This is a genomic window from Streptomyces sp. NPDC001153 (genome assembly GCF_053598315.1).
The window spans coordinates 14,426-32,120 of sequence record NZ_JBSFJZ010000008.1 but is presented as its reverse complement, the minus strand read 5'-3'; the positions used below and the strand labels follow the sequence as shown (position 1 = coordinate 32,120).

Sequence of the window (17,695 nt, the reverse complement as noted above, 5' to 3'; positions counted from 1 at the left end):
ATCGCAGCGCCCCCCCTCAGCGGCCGAGAATCAGGTCGAACGGCGTCTGCCGGCCCACGTTGATCGTCGCGGTGACCGATACCTGGGTGCTCAACGGCATCGGCGGACCGCTCTGCGAGGTCCAGGCGAAGCCGGTCCGGGTCGACGCGTCGGGAATCAGGTCCACCACCACCAGCCGCGGCGGTGCCCCGTGCAGATAGGGCTGGGCCGCCAGTTCCCCGCCGACCAGGCCCGACACGGCCTCCCTGGTGAGCACGTACGGGCTGATCGAGCTGATCCTTCCGCGCAGCAGGCCGAAGGCGCCGGCCGGCGCGGTGGACACCGAGAGGTCCACGAGGTCGCCACGGCGCAGTCCGGCCGCGCGGGTGGCGGGGACGAAGACCATCGCGACCATCCGGTCCCGCGCGTCGTCGGTGCGCTCGACGGAGGCGACGGGCGAGCCCGGCGCGACCACCTGTCCGTCGGTGACCGACAGCCCGACCACCTGCCCGCCGAAGGGGCTGGTGATCTCCCGCAGACGGCCCTGGGTGTCCTGCACCTTGATCACCGTCTGCCCCGGCCGGACACGGTCGGCGGGCCGTGTCAGGACGGAGTGCACCATCCCGGCGTACTGGCTCTGGATCACCGCGGTGCCGCTGGGACGGGTGAGCAGGCCAGGCGCGTCCACGGTGACCGGGATCCGGCCGGCGAAGGTCCACAGCAGTGCCGCGCTCATGGTGATCAGGACGACGAACAGCGCGATCCAGCCGCGAGGCGCGGCCAGCAAGGTCGGGGAGTCGAGCTCGTCCGGCTCCCGCATCCGCTGCAGAGCCTTGAAACGGAACTTCATCGCCGATCCCCTCCTCGGGATGTCATCTCTTGGGCTCTCTTCGTGGCACGCCGATGTCCTGACGCAGCGTCACGGGCCTGCTGCCGACGATCAGTTCACCGACCGTGCCCTCGGTGAAGAAGTCCAGACCGCTGGCCGCGGCGAAGTCGGCCGCGTCGCCTCCGCCGAGGCCGCAGACCGCGAGGTCCATCGCGGTGCCGACCAGATAGAAGGTCTGGTAGAGCACGCCGACGTGCTTGAGGATCAGCGGATAGGCGACCGTCTCGTACTTCCACATCACCCGGCCGAAACGGGCGGTGACCAGCAGCACCACCTGGGGATCGGCCGTCATCAGGGCGGACTCGCGGGCACCGGAGACCAGCGCCGCGGTGGCCGGGCCCGGCTCGGCGACCAGCTCCAGCTCATGCCGGTCGGTCGCGTAGTGCCACAGCCCCGGCTTCAGGCCCGCGCACTGGGTCACCAGCGGATAGACCTCGAGCTCGTGCACCGCGCCGCCGCTCGGGTACGGGCGGTCGGCGTGCTCCTGGCGGTCGCCGCCGGTGAAGGTCTGCCGGCGGCGCATGGTGCGGTAGAGCAGCTCACCGAGCCGGTCCACGGTCAGCGGCGACTGCTCGTCGTGGTCGCGGACCGAACGGCGCTGCTCCAGCACCTCGGTGAGCGGCCTGTCCGTACGGGCGAGCGCGGCGAGATCCGGAACGGCCAGCGCGACCTTCTCGCCGGGAAAGGGCGGGGGAGAGGCGGGCTCGGGCGCGAAACGGTCGCCGAAGCGGTACGTGCCGCCGTACCCGGCCACCGTCGAGGGCCGCCTGGTGCGGGAGTGGAACATCAGGTCCAGAGCCGACCACTGGACGAACCGCCGCTCGGTCGCCTCCGGTTCCTGCCCGGCCGAGCCGTACGCCAGCAGCCCGGCCACGTCGAACAGCCGGAGGACCTGGCGTACGGCGTCGAGGGTGAGCCCGCCCGGCAGCTGTGCGAGCGCGGCGGGGCTGGTCCATCCGGCGAGCCCGGGAAGCAGCCCCGCCGCCCCGGTGCCCAGCTCCACGGCCAGCGCACTGCCCGGCGCCCGGACCACCAGCGCGCCGTCCTCGGCCCCGGCGGTGGCGAAGCGGGAGAGCTTCACCTGCCGGGTGGGGTCGGGTACGGGCCCCGGCAGGGCGGCGCCCCGGCCGATCGGCCGCAGCCGGGCCAGCGGCTCGTCGGCGGCCCCCGACACCAGGTGGACGGAGGTCTCGAGCATTCCGGCCATGCCGAGCCGGCGGAAGGTCAGCTGCCAGCGCAGCAGCCCCGTCTCGCCGTCCCGGGCGGCCACCAGGGCGCCGAGATCCTCCTCGGTGTGCTCTGCGAAGGCCAGCGCGGCCACCGCCTCACGGGCTCCGGCGGACAGGTCCGGCAGGTTCAGCGAGCCGACGGGGGCGGTGAGCCGGACCGTACGGGCGGCGGCCGGCGCCGGCTCGCAGACGGCGTCGCGGCGCAGCCGGACGCGGCGGACCACCCGGGCGGTGCCGGTCCCGGTCGCCGTGGGGGCGGCGAGGCCGGCGGTCGTCGATGCGGGGGGCGTCGATGCGGGGGCCGTCTGCGCACCGGTCTGGGCACCGGCTTCCGCACCGGTCCGGGCAGCGGTCATCTGTGCCGCGGTCTGCGCGGCGGACGTCTCTGCGGTCATCTCTGGGTTTCCCGGCCCGTTCTAGAAGAAGACGTTCTTCGGGTTGAGCTGCTCCTCGGTGTGCGCGGTGGCCAGCCAGCCCTGCTCGACCGGCACGTCGTAGAGCCGCCCGGGAGCCAGCCGGCGCCAGAAGTGGCGCATGCCGGGGGCGATCACCTTGACCACGCTGAGCTCCAGGTCGGGCCGGCTCTGGTCGAGCACGATGATCTCGATGCCGCGGGCCCGCGCGCGCTCCACGCAGTCCCGCACATGGTCGGCCAGGTCGTCGCCGGCGGGCGGAGCGAAGTCGGTGACGACGGTGGGCGCCAGGTCCTGGGCCGGGAGCAGCCAGGGCTCCTGGGCGACGGTGGCCGTCCGGCACCATTCCAGGGTCTCCGGGTCGTCCGTCCGGTACAGGGTGGCGCCGCTGTCGTCGCGGCGGTCCACGAACGGAAGGAACTGGTTGACCTCGGTGAGCGCGCGGATCGCGGCGATCCGCGCATCCGGGTGCGCCCCGAAGCCGACCATGATGTCCTCGACGTCGTGCCTGCGCCGGGAGACGGCCGCGAAGGTGGGCACGCCCAGGTCGGAGGTGATGTCCAGGACCCACAGCTCACGGTCGACCGAGGCGTAGAAGTCGCGCATGGTCCGCACGTAGGGGTCGTTCAGCGAGTCCAGGTCGAACGCGGGCCGCGGCAGCCGGTTGTACCACCACAACGCCACCGCGTCCCGCTCCACGACCTCGCAGAACCCCTGCAGAATCGCTTCCTCCAGGGTGTTGCCGCTGGCGCAGCCGTTGGAGTCGCCGACGCAGTAGAAGTGCCGTGCCAGGTCGGGGTGGCCGTACCAGGCGTAGCCGGAGGGGATCAGCCGCTCGGCGTCGTGAGTGAGCGACCAGGCGCGCGACCAGTCGAGTGCGGCCTCGGCCGGGAAGGGGTCCGGCACCAGGTGCAGCCGGTGCGCGGGCTGCGCGTTCCATTCGGCGCGGCCCTCGAACTGGGCCTGGGAGAACAGCAGCAGACGGTCCATGTGGACGGCGGTGTCCGGGTCGAGATCCCGGTAGGCGGCGCGCACCACGGGTTCCTCGCCGCGCCAGACCGCCGAGTAGCGCTCGATCGCCTCGCAGACGGCGCTGACCTTGGCCTGGATCTCCGAACGGCCCTTGCCGCCGCTCTGGCCGCGCATGTTGCGGCGCAGCAGGTCCATGTTGTCGTTGACCATCGCGAAGTTGTGGCCGGCCGTGAAGCTGTAGGTGATGCCGTTGCCGGTGTCGTCATGCGCGCCGAGGCGGGTGATGGCACCCAGGTGCGGGCTGATGTGGTGCTTCAGCCGGTCGTAGGTGAACTGCGGTGCCTGGACGCGGTATCCGCCGTCGGTCGTGTGCCCGGCCGGGCTCGGCGACAGCACCACCTTGGGGCTGCGCTCGGCGATCAGGCCGGGGTCGCCGCAGCTCGGGCACTGCGGCTGGCGGACCAGGGTGTGCTCGGCGGTCTGCAGGGTGGCCAGGTCCCACGTGACCATCAGCCCTTCCAGCGCGGCGGAGGAGCCGCTCGCCAGGAACTTCGCCGTCGCCGCCGCCAGCAGCTGCCCGAGCATGGCCGGGCCGGCCGGGATGGCCGCGCGCGTCGGGTGGGACGGGGTGGTCTGGCCGCGCTTGCCGGCCAGGTAGCGCTCGACCTGCCGGTTGCCGCTGATCCGCTGCGCCATGCACGTCCAGCAGCCGGTGACGCCCGGGCGCAGCAGCGGGCCGAGCCAGGGGCTGGTGCCGGTCGGCTTGGCGAGCAGCCAGGGGCGTTCGTCGGCCAGCCGGGCGGTGTTGAGCCGTTCCAGCGCCGGGTCGAGGTAGTCGTCGGCCAGCGCGACGACCAGGGTGTCCGCACCGGCGGCCAACGCCCCGGCCTCGTCCACCGCGCGGGCCCGCAGACCGGTCGCGTGCAGCGCCTCGACCACCGGAGTGGCCGAGGTCCCCCCGAGGGCCAGGACCAGCAGCTCGGTGCGGGCCAGGGCGGTCTGTACGGCGGCCGGGTCGACGCCCTGGGCGTCCCAGTAGGCCAGCACGTCCTCGGGCAGGTCGGGGCGGCCCTCGGCGAGGTGCCCGGCGGCCTCGTAACGCCGCAGCGCGGTCAGCACCTGGCCGAGCGGCACACTGCCCCCGAGCTCCTGCAGGATCTCGGCGACGGTGCGCCGGCCGTCCAGGTACGGCAGGAGACGCACGGCGGCGGCTCCCGGGACCAGATAGTCCTGACCCTCGCCGAGCAGGAAGACCTTTCCGTCCACCACTTCGCTCAGGAAATGGGCCTTGAGCCGCGGCCGTTCCATGCGTCATCCCCCCGTGTTCACGAGTTCTGCTGTCTCCGCCGGTTGAGCGGTGAAATACCCTCCGGGCATTCGAACACGTGTCAAAACCCCTGTACATACTGCAAATTCGGCGCCCGGCAATCCCTACGTATCGGCGCTCATTACGTATTCGACGCCCCCAGTACGTAGGCGAATACGTATCCTGCCGCGCGTTGACAGCGTGGTCGGGTGCGCGATACTGGTGTGCCGACGGGACAATGGGGGGACACGTTGTCGGCAGGCAGTTTGTTGCATCGCGAGCGGGAACTGGGGGAACTGGGCCGGGCACTCGACGAGGCCGGGGCCGGACGGCCCGCCGTGGTGCTGATCCAGGGGCCGCGGGGAATCGGGAAGACCGCGCTGCTGCGCGCCGCGCTGGGCCGGACACCCGCCAACGCCGTGGTGCTGCGGGCGCGGTGCCACGACAACGAACGTGACTTTCCTTACGGCGTCGTCCGCCAGCTTTTCGACCCCTTCATGAACGGGCCCGGCCGACCGGACCGGTCGGAACGGGCGCAGCCGTCGGAATTCCCCGCGGAATCCCCCGGCGGATACCTCGCGGAGGCTCTCCCGGTCGTCGAACCGAACGCCTCCGGCACGGAATCCGGAAACGGCCGGCACCATGTGCTGAACAACCTCTTCCACGCCGCCCGTTCCCTCACCACCCGCACCCCGGTGGTGATGGCGATCGACGATCTGCACCTGGCGGACGACGCGTCCCGGCAGTGGTTCTCCTACCTCGCCCGCCGGCTCGACGGCCTTCCCGTGGCGCTCCTCGCCACCACCGCCGCCGAGGCCGCCGACCCGCTCACCGCCGACCTCGGCGTGCTCGGCCACACCCGCACCGTCACCCCGGGACCGCTCTGCGACAGCTGCGTGGCCGAGCGGGTGAGCTCGGCGTTCGGTGCGCCGGTCGACCCGGAGCTGGCCTCCGTCTGCCACGACCTCTCGCGGGGGAACCCCCTGGTCCTCCAGGAGCTGACGGCCCGGCTGCTGGACGCCCGTACGTCACCCGGCGCGCCCGACATGGACGCGGTGCTGCGGATCGGCGCCGCGACCCTCGCCGACACCACGCTCAGCTGGCTGCGCAGCAGCCGTCCACGGGCGATGGAGCTGCTCACCTCCCTCGCCGTGCTCGGCCCCGGCGCGGACCTGGCCACCGCCGCGCTCCTGGCCGGCCAGGGAGACCTGCTGGCCGACGAGGCCCGCGAGGCGCTGCGGCGCACCGACCTGATCGACCCCGGCCCGCCGGAGACCTTCCGCCATGAGCTGGTCCGCACGGCCGTGCTGGCCCGCACCGATCCGCGCGTCCTGGTCGCGCTGCACGAGCGGGCCGCGGCCCTGCTGGTCCGGCTCGGCGCACCCGCGGGCCGGGTCGCCGAGCATCTGATGTCGTCCGGCACCACCGGCCTGGACTGGGCGCTGCCGGTCCTGCGGGCGGCCGCCAGGGAAGCGGCCGCCGACGGACGGCTGGACGACGCGGCCTGCTATCTGCAGCGCGCGCTCGCCGAGGCGACGGATCCCGCGCTGATCCAGTCGCTCACCGTGCAGCTGGGCACCGTCGAGCTGCACCGCGACCCGGCCGTCTGCGCCCGGTACGCCGCCGGTCTCGCGGCGGCCGCCGACCCGGTCGAACGGGCCCGGCTGCTGCTGCCCTTCGCCCATCCGTTGCTGGCGCTCACCGCCGCCGGAGCCGCGGTGCCGTTCGCGGAGGCGGCGGGCGCACTGGCCGCCACCGAGGCCCCGGCGGGCGAGCTGCTGCTGCCGCTCGCCGCACAGGCGGTCCTCACCGGACGGCGCACCGCCGTCCGGCGCGCGGTCGCGTCGCTGCGGGCCGCCGAGGACGGGCCCGCCGCCTCGGGTTTCCTGGGCGCGCTGGCCGCCATGGCCGCGGCCGGCGGGCGCTCACCCCGGCGCGCGGTCCGGCTGGCGGCCCGGTGCGTGAGCGGCGCTTCACCCGCCGAAGCGGGTATCGGGGTGCTCGGCGCGGCGATGGCCTTCGCCTGGAGCGGCCGGCTGGACGAGGCGGCCGCCTGGGCCGGCCGGGTGGTCCGCTCCGCCCAGCGCATGAACCACCCGGGCGAGCTGGCGCTGGCGCTGCTGGCCCGCTCCGACATCGCCTACCGGCAGGGGCACCTGGACACCGCGCTGTCCGACGCCGACCGGGCGGCCCGGCTGGCGGCGCAGATCCATGCCGACGAGCTGGTCGGCGCGGCGACCGCACTGCGGATCCGGGTCCTGTTGCGGCGCGGCCAGGTTCCCGACGAGTCGCGGCTCACCCGGGCCGCGCTGCCCGCCGACACCCATCCGCTGGTCCGGGCGGTGGTGCTGGAGGCCCGCGGGCTGGTCGCGGCGGCGCGCGGCGACCACAAGGAGGCACTCCGCCTCTTCCTGGAGTGCGGCCACCAGCTGGCCGTGCGGGGCATCGCCAACCCCGCCAGCGTCCCGTGGCGCACCCACGCCGCCATGGCGTACCAGATGCTGGGCGAGTACGCCGCGGCCCGGACCATCGCCGCCGACCCGCCGCCCGGTACGGACACCCGTCCCCGCCCGGCACCGGATCGCGGCCCGGTGATCGGTACGCGCGACGCGGGCCCGGTCCGGCTCACTCCGAGCGAGCGCAGGGTGACCGAGCTCGTCCTGCAGGGGCTGAGCAATCTGGAGGTGGCCGAGCGGCTCTGCCTGAGCAAGCGTACGGTCGACACCCACCTGGGCCGGATCTACCGCAAGCTCGCCATCAAGGGACGTGCCGAACTCGGCGCGGCCGTCAAGGCGTTGTGACGCCGATCAACCCGAACTCGGCACCCCACGGGTCCCGCAGCACCGTCGGCTCTCCCGGGCCGGAGCGGACCACCGTCGCCCCCTGAGCGAGCGCCCGGCGCACGGCGTCCGCCGCGTCGGCCGCGCCGAAGTACGGCAGCCACAGCGGCCGGCCCTGGTCGCTCTCGACCACGCGGGCCTGGGCGGACCCGTCCAGTTCCAGCTCCAGCCGCTCGTCCTGCGAGGCGAGCCGGTAGCCGAACAGTTCGCCGTAGAAGCGGGCGGCCCGTACGGCGTCGGGCACCCGCAGCTCGTGCCCGGAGACCGTCCCGGGCTCCCCGGCGAGCACCACTCCCTCGTCGTGGTGGCCCTCCCAGAAGCCGACGACCACGCCCGAGGGGTCGACCGCGAGGAAGAGCCGCCCGTCGTCACCCGCCGGCACCGGGTTCATCACCACCCGTCCACCCAGCCGCCCGACCTCGACGCAGGTGTGGTCGGCGTCCTTGGTGGCCAGATACACGTTCCAGGTGGCGTTCGGGGGCATTCCGGCCGGACTGCCACCGAAGCCGGCGACGATGTGCCCGTCGAGCGTGGCCAGGTGGTAGCCGGCCGTCTCGGTGGTGAACTCCCAGCCCAGCAGCGCCGTGTAGAACGCCTGGCTCGCGGTCAGATCCGGAGTGATGCAGTCAACCCAGCACGGTGTGCCGGCGGCGTAGTCGGTACGTAAAGGCATGCTTCCCCCTCCTCGTGAGGTACTTCCTGGTCGATCAACCCGGCCGCCTCCTCCGCCCCGCTGACGCCGGGCAGTTCCAGACGGTGGGCGGGCGCTGCGTCGAGCAGCCCGGCAGAACCCTCCGGCCATGCCTGCACGGCGAACTCGGCGGGCGTCAACCGGACGCTTTCATCAGCACTTCGGCACAGCTGGACCAGCGTAGGCGGGCCCAGCCTGGCCCGGACCGGCGCCACCGGCCCGAGACACTCCGGCCGCACCAGCAGCACCTCGGCGCCGGCCGGCGAGGTGACCGCGCGGCACAGCTCGTTCGGCAGTCCCGCGCCCCGCAGCCAGGCGGCTGCCCTGCCGCGCGCCTGCAGGGGGACGAGATACGGCAGGACCTCCCCGGTACGGCGGTCCAGCACCAGCAGCCGGCCGGAGACGAACTCCCAGGACCGGTGTGCCAGCGCCGCCCCGACGTTGGCCTGCTCCGCGTACGGTCCGCCGATCAGCGCCACCGTCGCGCCTGCCTTGGCGAGCACGACGGCCGGCACCAGGCAGAACCGGTCCTGCAGCGCGGCGAAGGGCGGCAGGGCAGGAGGCACGTTCCCCCAGCCCCGGAAGGCCCGGCGCAGCAAGGGGGTGCCGTCACCGCGCCGCACCAGGAACTCCGCCGGGGCGGGACCGGCCGACGGGGAGAACTCCACGCGGAGTTGACCGGGACCGCCGGGGTTCTTCACGATGTGCGGACCGAAGTGGAACGCGACCTCGTCCCGGTCGGCCGAGATGACAGCGACTTCGATGCCGAAGAAGTTCAGCACGATCGGTTCCCATGCCGTCACAGCGTCTCCTGACGGGTTGTTGCACATTCCGTTGAGCGGTGCGGTGCGCGGGCGCGGACGCGCCCTAGTGCGGCCCGGGGCCGAGGCGCCAGCCGTGGAGCTGAGAGGCCGCCCACAGCGCCCGGCGGCACAGATCGGCGCCGGCCGCGTCTGCCGCGCAGGGGCTGTTGCCGGTGTAGAAGAGGACCACATCGGTCCGCCCCGGACGGGCGGCCACGCTGACGTGCTCCAGCCCGTTGCGTTCCTCGGCCACGGCCCACAGCAGCGAGCCCAGCAGGGTCCCGTCCAGGACGTGCTCCGGGGTCGGTCCGACCAGCGTGGCGGTGGCCATGTGCACGGTTGTCTCAGCCCTTTTGGATCGGTGGTGCGGACGGCGGGGCCGGTCTCAGTCCCAGTGGATGTCCTCGTCACCGACGAACCCACCGCCGTGCACGGCGGTCTGTACGGCGGTGGAGACGGCGGTGGAGACGGCGGTGGTCGTGCCGGCCGGCAGGGTGCCGTGCGCCGCCGCGTGGGCCGGGCCGGCCAGCACGCCCAGCGAAACGAACATCGTGAGCAGAGCGGACGCAGAGAGCTTGGTACAGGAAAGCATGATTCCCCCAGGAAATTCTTTGCTCCGATATACGGCCGCAGGTCAATTCCTGATGTGCCGCCATCACGGGTGAGGGCGAAATCATCATCGGCCGGCGTATCGGATTGGGAAGGCCCCCGTGGCCTCCCGGCAGGAAGGATTCTGCTGGAGCCGTCCACGCTTCGGAAGATCTTCGGGGCGGCATGAAAAGCACCTTGGCACTTTGGTGCCACGCAAATGCGGAGCGGTGGGGCCGGCTGCGGCGGGGATCACGCCGTGGCTGGTTGTCGTCCCTCTCGGCGGCGTGGGATGATCGGTCGGCGGTACGCCCGAACGGGGGGCCGGGGGGATCAAGGGCCGTGCGTGCGAGGGGTGATACGCCAGCCATGCGGGGAATCGATGGTGCGACACAGGCGGTTTACCGACTGATGCTGACCGACCATCAGCTGGGAGTCGAGGAGCTGTCGTCACGGCTGGGCATGAGCGAGTCCGAGGTGCGGGCCGCGCTCGACCAGCTCGCCGACCTCCGGTTGCTCCGGCCTTCCGAGGAGGTGCCCGGTGAAGCCCCCGGCGGACTGCTGCCCGTCGATCCGCGGGTTGGACTGGCGGCCCTGCTGCAGCACAACGAATTGCAGCGGCAGCGCCGTGAGCAGGAGTTCGAGGAGAGCCAGGCCGCGATCACCCGGATGCTGGCCGAGTACCGCGACGAGTCGGCGAGCGAGCAGAACAACCGGATCGAGCGGCTGATGGGCATGGCGACCGTGCAGGCCCGGCTGGAGGAGCTGACCCGTTCGATCTCCACCGAGTGCCTCGCGTTCAGCCCCGGCGGAGCCCGGTCCGCCGCCTCCCTGGAGGCGAGCCGTCCGCTCAACATGGAGGCCCTCGGCCGGGGCGTGCGCATGCGCTCCGTCTTCCTGGACAGCGTCCGCAAGGACCGCGCGACCACCAAGCACGCCGAGTGGCTGACCGAACTGGGCGGCCAGGTACGGACGGTACCGGCGCTGCCCCTGAGGATGGTCATCTTCGACCGGGAGGTCGCCCTGGTCCCCCTCGATCCGGCCGACACCCGCAAGGGCGCGGTCCAGATCACCTCCATGGGTGTGATCACCGCCCTGGTCTCCCTGTTCGAGCAGGTCTGGGCCGACGCGACACCGCTGGGCACCCCGCAGGAGCGGGACGAGCAGGGACTGACCCGCCAGGAACAGCAGTTGCTCCGGCTGCTGGGCCAGGGCTACACCGACGAGGCCGCCGGCAAGCACCTCGGACTGTCGCTGCGCACCGTCCGCCGGATGATGGCGGACCTGATGGAACGGCTCGGTGCGCGCAGCCGCTTCGAGGCCGGACTCCACGCGGGCCGCCGCGGCTGGCTCTGACCCGCGACGGCCGTCCGGCGCGAGAACAGCGGAATGCCGAATTCGGTTACTGCGCATACGTACACCGGAAATAGCGGCCGTACGTACCGCGGTTTTTCGGTATGTACGGGCTCCGGTGGGCGTGTTTGAATGACCGCGTTGTCACCGACGCCGGGGAAGGCGGCTGGTCTTTGGCGGGGATGACTCCTTCCCTCGCGGTGGACCGGAAATACCTCGTCCTGGCAGCCAGAGGAAAGAGGAATCGTGACCGAGTATTTCCTGTCCGCCTATCTCACTCCGCCCGGACCGGGCGCGGTGTTCTCCGTGCGTCACGACCAGAACGTCGCCCTCTGGCGGCAGGAGGGATCGGCGCTGACGCTGGTCCGCGTCTGGGAGCTGGAACGGGTCAGCGGGCAGAAACACCACTTCTGGCCGCTCTACACCGAGGAGCGCGCCACGGCGTTCCTGGACGCCCTGCTGGCCGAGGAGGGCCTGACCCTCGCCGACATCAGCGCCTGCTGGGGCACCCCGGGTCTGCCGAAGGACCGGCCCGTGCCGAAGCCGGCCGGTGCCGAGGACTTCCCCGTCCACAGCCTGGCCCACCTCTTCAGCGGTGTCATGCGCGACACCAGGCTCTTCCGCGAGGAACAGATCATCGGTCTGGCCATCGACGCGCTCCCCGACTACGCGCAGGAGAACCGCCCCAATCGCTACTGGTACGCGGGCTGCGTGTCCAAGGCCGGGCAGATCACCTTCGAGCCCGTCGAGTCACCCGGACCCCTCTACACGGCCGCCGAGACCGTCTTCGGCCTGGAACCGGGCTCACTGATGGCCCTGGCCTCGGCTTCACCGACCAGCATCCCGTTCGACACCGAAGCCGCGATCGAGGATGTGACGTTCTTCGGCGGGGCGGCGACGCAACCGTGGAAGCAGGCACATGATCTGGTGCGCGACATCGTCGCCGAAGCCGAACGCCGGCTGGAGGGAAGGACCCTCGACCCCGCGCTCAGCCGCGAGGACCACCTGCGCAGCGCCGTGATGAAGGTCGTCCAGCGCTGCTGCGAGTCCATCGCCGTCCGCAACGTCGAGCGGCTGCTCGCGGCGGGCGGAATCCGGGCCGAGGACACCTATCTGTCCACCAGCGGGGGCTACGCGCTCAACTGCCCCACCAACACCCTGCTGATGGACCGGTTCGGCTTCAAGGGGCTGATCACCCCGCCCTGCGCCAACGACTCCGGCCAGGGCATCGGCCTGGGCCTGCTCGGCCTGTACGGCTCCGGCGCGCTTCGGACGGCCGAACTCCGCATCGACTCGGCCTACTTCGGCCGCGACGTGACGGACGCCGAGGACGCCCTCGCCGAGTTCGCCCCGTGGATCGCCTCGGTCACCGACTTCTCGGCGGACCGGTTCGTCGGCGATGTCTCCGACGGCGTCATCGCCTGGGTCGACGGCTCGGCGGAGCTCGGGCCGCGCGCGCTGGGCCACCGCAGCCTGCTCGGCGACCCGCGGTCGGCCAAGGTCAAGGACATGCTGAACGACATCAAGCGCCGCCAGTGGTGGAGGCCGGTCGCGCCCGTCGTGATGGCGGAGCACGCACCGCAGTGGTTCGCCTCGGACCGCGAGTCGCCGTACATGCTCGAAGCGGTCCAGGTGCGGCCCGAAGTGCGCGATCTGGTGCCCGCGATCGTTCATCTGGACGGCTCGGCCCGGCACCAGACCGTCACCGCGCGGGCCAACCCGGCGCTGCACCGGGCGCTGGACGCCTTCCGGGCCGCGACCGGGGTGCCGATCCTGTGCAACACCTCGCTCAACGACAAGGGCGAGGCCATCGTGGACACGGCCGCGGAGGCGCTCAACCTCTGCGTCCGCAAGGGCATCGGCGTGCTGTACCTGTGCGGGCGGCGGGTGGAGCTGCGGGCGGACCCGGTGCCGGCGGTCCCGGCGCCCGAGGGCCCACGCCCGCGCGCCCTCGAGTACTTCGCGGGCCAGGAGGCGGACCGCGACGCGCTGTGGCAGAGCTGGCTGGACCGCGGCTACACGGTCGAGGGCATGTACCACCTGTCCCGCAGCCACGAGCTGCGCGCGGAGCAGGAGATCTCGACGCCCGAGCGGGTCAACATGCTCGCCGCCTACCGCGTCAAGGCCGACCCGTCCTTCGCCGGGCTCGTCGAGAACTTCCGGCGCACCCACGGTCCCGGCGGCTCCTTCGTCGACCCCTCGACGCTGACCGGCGCCTTCGGCGTCATCAACCCGCTGCGCCGCAGCCGCTGAGGCGACCGCCGCGCAGGCGGACGGGGGGCAGGGCGCCGTGCCCTGCCCCCCGTCCGCACGCCCGTTCAGTCCAGATGCGAAGCGATCAGGGAGGCCACCGCCGCGGGACGCTCCAGGAGGGGCAGATGCCCGGCTTCCAGGAGGGTCAGCAGCCGGCAGTCCGGGACCGCGGCCTGCAGCAGCTCGCCGTTGCGGACGAACGCGGGCATGTCGTCGTCACCGACGATCACCAGGGTGCGCGCGGTGATCCGGCGCAGATCGTCCTCGGTGTGACGGCAGGCGGTCAGGCCGTCCATCGCGCCGTTGCCGAGCTCCGCCCAGCTGTGCCGGGCGACGACGGCCCGCAGCGCGGCCCGTACCTCCGGGTGCCGCTCGGTGCCCTTGAAGATGTCGGGCGGCGACTGCATCCACAGGTCGGCCAGCTGCTCCCCCGGACCGGTCATCCGGTACAGCATCGCCAGCTGGCGGTAACGCGCTTTCGCCGCCGCGTCGTTCGCCGTACCGGCCAGGGTGGGGGCCGCCACGACCAGGCGCTCGACCAGTCGCGGCCGCTGTACGGCGAGCTGCACGGCGGCCATCGAACCGAAGGACAGCGCGACGACCCGGCGGGCCCCGGTGTCCTCGGCGATCTCGGCGAGCCACCCGGCCAGTTCGGTGAGCGTCAGCCCGGCCGGGACGGGGGCGGAGCCGCCGTGGCCGGGCAGGTCCACGCCGATATGGCTCCAGCCGGGCAGCCGGTCCCACAGCGGCCGCCACACGGTGGAGTCCATGGTGTAACCATGCAGCCAGAGCACGGCGGGTCCACTGCCGGAACGGTGCAGACGGAGTTCGTTCATCGCGCCGCCCCCGCCGCACCGGCCTCGTCGGTCGCGCCCGCCTCGCCCGACGCTCCGCCCAGGTCGCCGAAGCCGGTGCAGAACATGCGGAAGGCGCGTACCGGTGTGTCGCGGGCGTCGTAGTCGGCGGTCGCGTGGGGGTCCAGGTGCTCCCAGACCACCTTGTCCTCGCCGAGGGCCTTATCGCTGCCCGCGATCAGTGCGGGCAGCGCGGACCGCTGATCGCCGCGCACGCCGATCGCGACCCGGGCGACGCAGCCGCCCCCGGCCGTCGGCACCGAGCCGGTGACGATGACATGCACCTCCTCCGGCGGCCCGAATTCGGTGACCACCACGGACGGGCTGAACGCGCGGGCCAGGAAACGGGGCTTGTAGTCCCAGCGCACCGTCCCGGTGCGTACCGCCTCCCAGCGCACTTCCTCCAGCCGGCGGGCGTCCTGCCAGGGCGAGGTCTGCATCAGGAACTCGCCCTCGATCACGAGCTCCCCGCTGCCGCCCGTCCGTGTCGCCATCCCCCGGGTGCCGGGCACCCCGTGGACGGCCTTGAAGTGGTCGGGGTCGAAGGCGTTCTCCACGACGTACTCGGACGCCACCGCGACGGGCAGGGTGACGGCCTTGACCAGCGGGTACGTGGTCTCCCATGCCTGCACGGCCCGCTCGAAGCCGCGGTCGCCGCCCGGGTCGCCGGTGAGCCGGACGAAGAGGGCCTCGCCCCAGGCGAGCACCGTGTGCTCGGCCACGGACCAGCGCTTGGAGGCGTCCGCGAGGGCGATCCGCTTCCCGTGGAAGGGGCAGACCACGCAGTCGCCCTGGCGCTTGCCGCCGTACCCGAGATGCGCGCCGCGATGCGGGCACACGGCGTCGAAGACCCGGATCCGGTCGTCCTCCCGCACGGCCATCAGGCGGCGGTGGCCGACCTCCAGCGGGGTGATCTCCTCGGTCAGTTCGGACCGGAAGGCCAGCAGATACCAGCCGTTGTGCACAGTTGTGGATTCCATGGTCATCGATTCGCCAATACCTTGAGCAGTTCCTCCGCCGCCCGCTCACCGCTCGCCAGGGCGCCTTGCACCCAGGGCAGCCGGCTGCCGGTGACGGTCGCCTCGCCGGCGAAGAAGAGGGTGTCGTCCACCGGCGCGGCCCATTGCCGTACGGCGTCCTCGCAGCCGGTGCGCGGGGCCGTGAACGCGCCGGAGGTCCAGGGGTCCCGACCCCAGTCCGCGGTGGTCAGGCCGGCCACCCGGGCGCCCGCGGTCCAGGGCATGACGGTCTCCAGCAGGGACGACAGCGCCGGGGTACTGCGCACGGCGGCGCGCAGGGCGCCGGCCGCCCCGGCCTTCGCCACGAACAGCACCTCCGGCCGGCCCGCGGAGCAGCGGACGAAGCCGCCCCTGCCGTCGGCGTCGAAGGTGATGGCGGTGCCGGGCGCTGCGCGGGTCAGGGTCACCACCGCGCAGTACCCGTCGCCGAGCGGTATCCGGCCGGCGGCCGCGGTCTTCGCGTCGAGTGCCGCGGACCCGGGCCCGACGAGGCGCAGCCGACCCTGCGCCACCACCGGGGGCGGCACGGTGATCACGGCGGCCAAGGCGCTGGTCGTACCCCGCACGGTGGCGGCCTCGACCCGTCCGGGGAGGCAGCGGATCTCGTGTACGGGATCGCCGGGACTGATCCGCAGGCCCCGCGCGAGCAGCAGCGGAAGCCGGTCGAATCCGCCCCGCACGGCGAACTCGCCCTCGCCGGCGCCGGTGTCGCCCCGGTGGGCGCCCGACACGCCCCGGGCGCTCAACTCGTCCGGTTCGGCGGCCCAGTTCTGTCGGAACCACTCTCGCGCCGCCCGTGCCTCGAGGTGCCCGCTGCCGCGGGCGCGCAGCCAGGCGCCGACCGACTGGCCCCCGGGGTGCGGGTCCCGGTGCAGCCCGGCTTCCAGCAGCCAGGGGGGACGACGGCCATGGCTGCTCAGGACGCCCATGTCCTGGTTGCCGCCGTCCTCGACGACGCGGGCGGTGATCCGGCGCGGCACGGTGACCATCCGGTCGGCGCCGACCAGTGAGTGCACCGGGTTGCGCGCGCCGTGCACCACCTGGGCGCCGAGCTCCAGCGGAGGCCCGCCGTCGGCGGGGTGGAACGTGTGGATGCGGCCGCCCACTCGGTCCCGGGCCTCGTGGACGACCACGCTCAGCCCCTCCCGGTGGAGGCGCCCGGCGCAGGCCAGGCCGGCGGCGCCGGCGCCCACCACGATGACGTCGGCTCGCATCAGCCGTGGTCCTCCTCTGCCGTGCCGGGGCCCTGGGGGTCCGGGCCCGGGACGCCCAGGGCCACGGGGAAGGCGCGCAGGCGCCGCGGTACCAGGCAGCGGTCCCAGTCGGGCGCACCGTCCGGGCCGCGCATCTCGGGGAACCGGCGCAGCAGCCGCGGCAGCAGCAGGCCGCCCACCTGCCGTACCAGCTGGGCGGCCAAGCAGAAGTGCGGGCCGCCGCCGAAGGCGAGGTGCGGGTTGGGGTGCCGGTCGACGCGCAGCCGGTCGGGGTCGGTGAAGACGGCCGGGTCGCGGTTGGCCGCGGAGATCACCGCAAGGACGCGCGCGCCGGGCGGGAGGGTGCCGCCGGCCAGGTCCACGGTGTCGGTGGTGACCCGGGCGGTGAAGGGGATGGGCGCCTCGAGACGGAGCAGCTCGTCGACGGCGCGGCGGGCCGCTTCTCCGTCCCCGTCGCCCGTCTCCCCGTCGGCGTCGTCCCCGGCGACGAGCCGGCGCACCGCGGCGCGGTCGGGGAGGAGGGTGCACAGCGCGTTGCCGACCAGCTCGGCGAGCGGCTGCCAGCCGCCCACCACCGCCAGGTTGAGGACGCCGAGCATCTCCGGTCTGGTGAGCCGGTCGTCGGCCGCGAACGCGGCGAGCGGTGCGGCGCAGCCGCCCGGCGCCGACGCGGCGCTGTGCGCGTCCAGATAGCGGGTGAGGGCGGCGGCAGCGGTCCGGCCGAGGGCGGCACGGGCCGGCGGGACCATCGGGTCGAGGTTGATGGAGGCGGCCCGGGCGAGGGTCTCGAAGCGGGCGTACTCATCGGGCGCGAGCCCGAAGAGACGCCCGAAGGCGGCGGTGGCCAGCGGCCGTCCGATGTCGGTGACCGCGTCCGGGCGTTCGGCCCCCGGGCGCCGGGCGAGCCGGTCGAGCAGCTCGTCGACATCGCGGGCCAGATCGCCGGCGACGGACCGGACGGCGGACGGCCCCAGGAGCAGTGCCCCTGGGGCCCGCAGCCGGTGGTGGTCCGGCGGGTCGGTGGTGAGCATCGACGGGGGGAGCTGGTCGTCACGGGCACGCTCCCGCTGCCCCCCGGCCGCCGAGAACCGCGGGTCCCGGAGCACCGTCTGGCAGTCGGCGTGCCCGGTGACCAGCCAGAACCGGGAGGCGGCGTCGTAGTGCACCGGATCGTTCTCCCGCAGCCACCGGTACGCCGGATGGGGGTTGGTCCGCCCCGCGGGGGAGAAGGGGTGGTCGAGGTGCTCCGGCAGGCGCACCGGCGCCGTGGTCATGGTCCTGCTCCTGGGATC

14 protein-coding genes are annotated in these 17,695 nt (G+C 73.2%); 3 read left to right on the top strand and 11 right to left on the bottom strand.

What is annotated here, in order from left to right:
• Positions 1 to 16: 16 nt before the first annotated feature.
• The 3 genes from ACWDEN_RS11285 to ACWDEN_RS11275 are packed head-to-tail and all read right to left on the bottom strand — an operon-like array spanning position 17 to position 4,790.
• On the bottom strand, positions 17 to 829 hold the full coding sequence (locus ACWDEN_RS11285) for an HlyD family efflux transporter periplasmic adaptor subunit (RefSeq protein WP_450858507.1): 813 nt from the start codon (positions 827 to 829) through the stop codon (positions 17 to 19).
• Positions 830 to 851: 22 nt separating this feature from the next.
• Positions 852 to 2,492, bottom strand: coding sequence for a SagB family peptide dehydrogenase (locus tag ACWDEN_RS11280; protein ID WP_351621777.1), 1,641 nt, complete (start codon positions 2,490 to 2,492; stop codon positions 852 to 854).
• 21 nt (positions 2,493 to 2,513) lie between these two features.
• On the bottom strand, positions 2,514 to 4,790 hold the full coding sequence (locus ACWDEN_RS11275; protein ID WP_450858504.1) for a TOMM precursor leader peptide-binding protein: 2,277 nt from the start codon (positions 4,788 to 4,790) through the stop codon (positions 2,514 to 2,516).
• Positions 4,791 to 5,039: 249 nt separating this feature from the next.
• Here ACWDEN_RS11275 and ACWDEN_RS11270 point away from each other — a divergent pair, with 249 nt between their 5' ends.
• Positions 5,040 to 7,589: an AAA family ATPase gene (locus ACWDEN_RS11270; protein ID WP_450858502.1), complete on the top strand. Its 2,550-nt coding sequence runs from the start codon at positions 5,040 to 5,042 to the stop codon at positions 7,587 to 7,589.
• On the opposite strand, the gene ACWDEN_RS11265 is transcribed toward ACWDEN_RS11270, so the two are convergent.
• The 4 genes from ACWDEN_RS11265 to ACWDEN_RS11250 form a co-directional block, all read right to left on the bottom strand.
• Positions 7,576 to 8,301, bottom strand: a complete 726-nt coding sequence (locus ACWDEN_RS11265) for a VOC family protein (RefSeq protein WP_351618946.1) — start codon at positions 8,299 to 8,301, stop codon at positions 7,576 to 7,578. The two genes, ACWDEN_RS11270 and ACWDEN_RS11265, sit on opposite strands and share 14 nt — an antisense overlap.
• Positions 8,235 to 9,122 carry a hypothetical protein gene (locus ACWDEN_RS11260; protein ID WP_450858500.1) on the bottom strand — a complete coding sequence of 296 codons (888 nt, stop codon included), beginning with the start codon at positions 9,120 to 9,122 and terminating at the stop codon, positions 8,235 to 8,237. The genes ACWDEN_RS11265 and ACWDEN_RS11260 overlap by 67 nt, the downstream gene beginning before the upstream one ends.
• Positions 9,123 to 9,186: 64 nt before the next feature.
• The gene (locus ACWDEN_RS11255) at positions 9,187 to 9,453 is read right to left on the bottom strand and encodes a hypothetical protein (protein WP_450858498.1); all 267 of its coding nucleotides are present in this window, start codon (positions 9,451 to 9,453) and stop codon (positions 9,187 to 9,189) included.
• A gap of 54 nt (positions 9,454 to 9,507) precedes the next feature.
• On the bottom strand, positions 9,508 to 9,672 hold the full coding sequence (locus ACWDEN_RS11250) for a hypothetical protein (protein ID WP_351618937.1): 165 nt from the start codon (positions 9,670 to 9,672) through the stop codon (positions 9,508 to 9,510).
• Between the two features lie 449 nt (positions 9,673 to 10,121).
• On the opposite strand from ACWDEN_RS11250, the gene ACWDEN_RS11245 reads away from it, so the two are divergent.
• On the top strand, positions 10,122 to 11,066 hold the full coding sequence (locus tag ACWDEN_RS11245; protein WP_351618934.1) for a helix-turn-helix transcriptional regulator: 945 nt from the start codon (positions 10,122 to 10,124) through the stop codon (positions 11,064 to 11,066).
• Between the two features lie 243 nt (positions 11,067 to 11,309).
• Positions 11,310 to 13,316: a carbamoyltransferase C-terminal domain-containing protein gene (locus tag ACWDEN_RS11240; protein ID WP_450858495.1), complete on the top strand. Its 2,007-nt coding sequence runs from the start codon at positions 11,310 to 11,312 to the stop codon at positions 13,314 to 13,316.
• Between the two features lie 65 nt (positions 13,317 to 13,381).
• On the opposite strand, the gene ACWDEN_RS11235 is transcribed toward ACWDEN_RS11240, so the two are convergent.
• Genes ACWDEN_RS11235 through ACWDEN_RS11220 form a run of 4 tightly spaced genes read right to left on the bottom strand, consistent with a single transcriptional unit; the run spans position 13,382 to position 17,677 of the window.
• Entirely contained in the window at positions 13,382 to 14,152 is a 771-nt protein-coding gene (locus tag ACWDEN_RS11235; RefSeq protein ID WP_450858493.1) for an alpha/beta fold hydrolase, read from the bottom strand.
• Positions 14,149 to 15,150 carry a Rieske 2Fe-2S domain-containing protein gene (locus ACWDEN_RS11230; protein WP_450858491.1) on the bottom strand — a complete coding sequence of 334 codons (1,002 nt, stop codon included), beginning with the start codon at positions 15,148 to 15,150 and terminating at the stop codon, positions 14,149 to 14,151. Before ACWDEN_RS11230 ends, ACWDEN_RS11235 begins: the two co-directional genes overlap by 4 nt.
• A 2-nt stretch (positions 15,151 to 15,152) precedes the next feature.
• On the bottom strand, positions 15,153 to 16,403 hold the full coding sequence (locus ACWDEN_RS11225) for a flavin monoamine oxidase family protein (protein ID WP_450858489.1): 1,251 nt from the start codon (positions 16,401 to 16,403) through the stop codon (positions 15,153 to 15,155).
• Positions 16,403 to 17,677 (bottom strand): cytochrome P450, encoded by a 1,275-nt coding sequence (locus ACWDEN_RS11220; protein WP_450858487.1) that lies wholly within the window; start codon positions 17,675 to 17,677, stop codon positions 16,403 to 16,405. The genes ACWDEN_RS11225 and ACWDEN_RS11220 overlap by 1 nt, the downstream gene beginning before the upstream one ends.
• Positions 17,678 to 17,695: the final 18 nt, after the last annotated feature.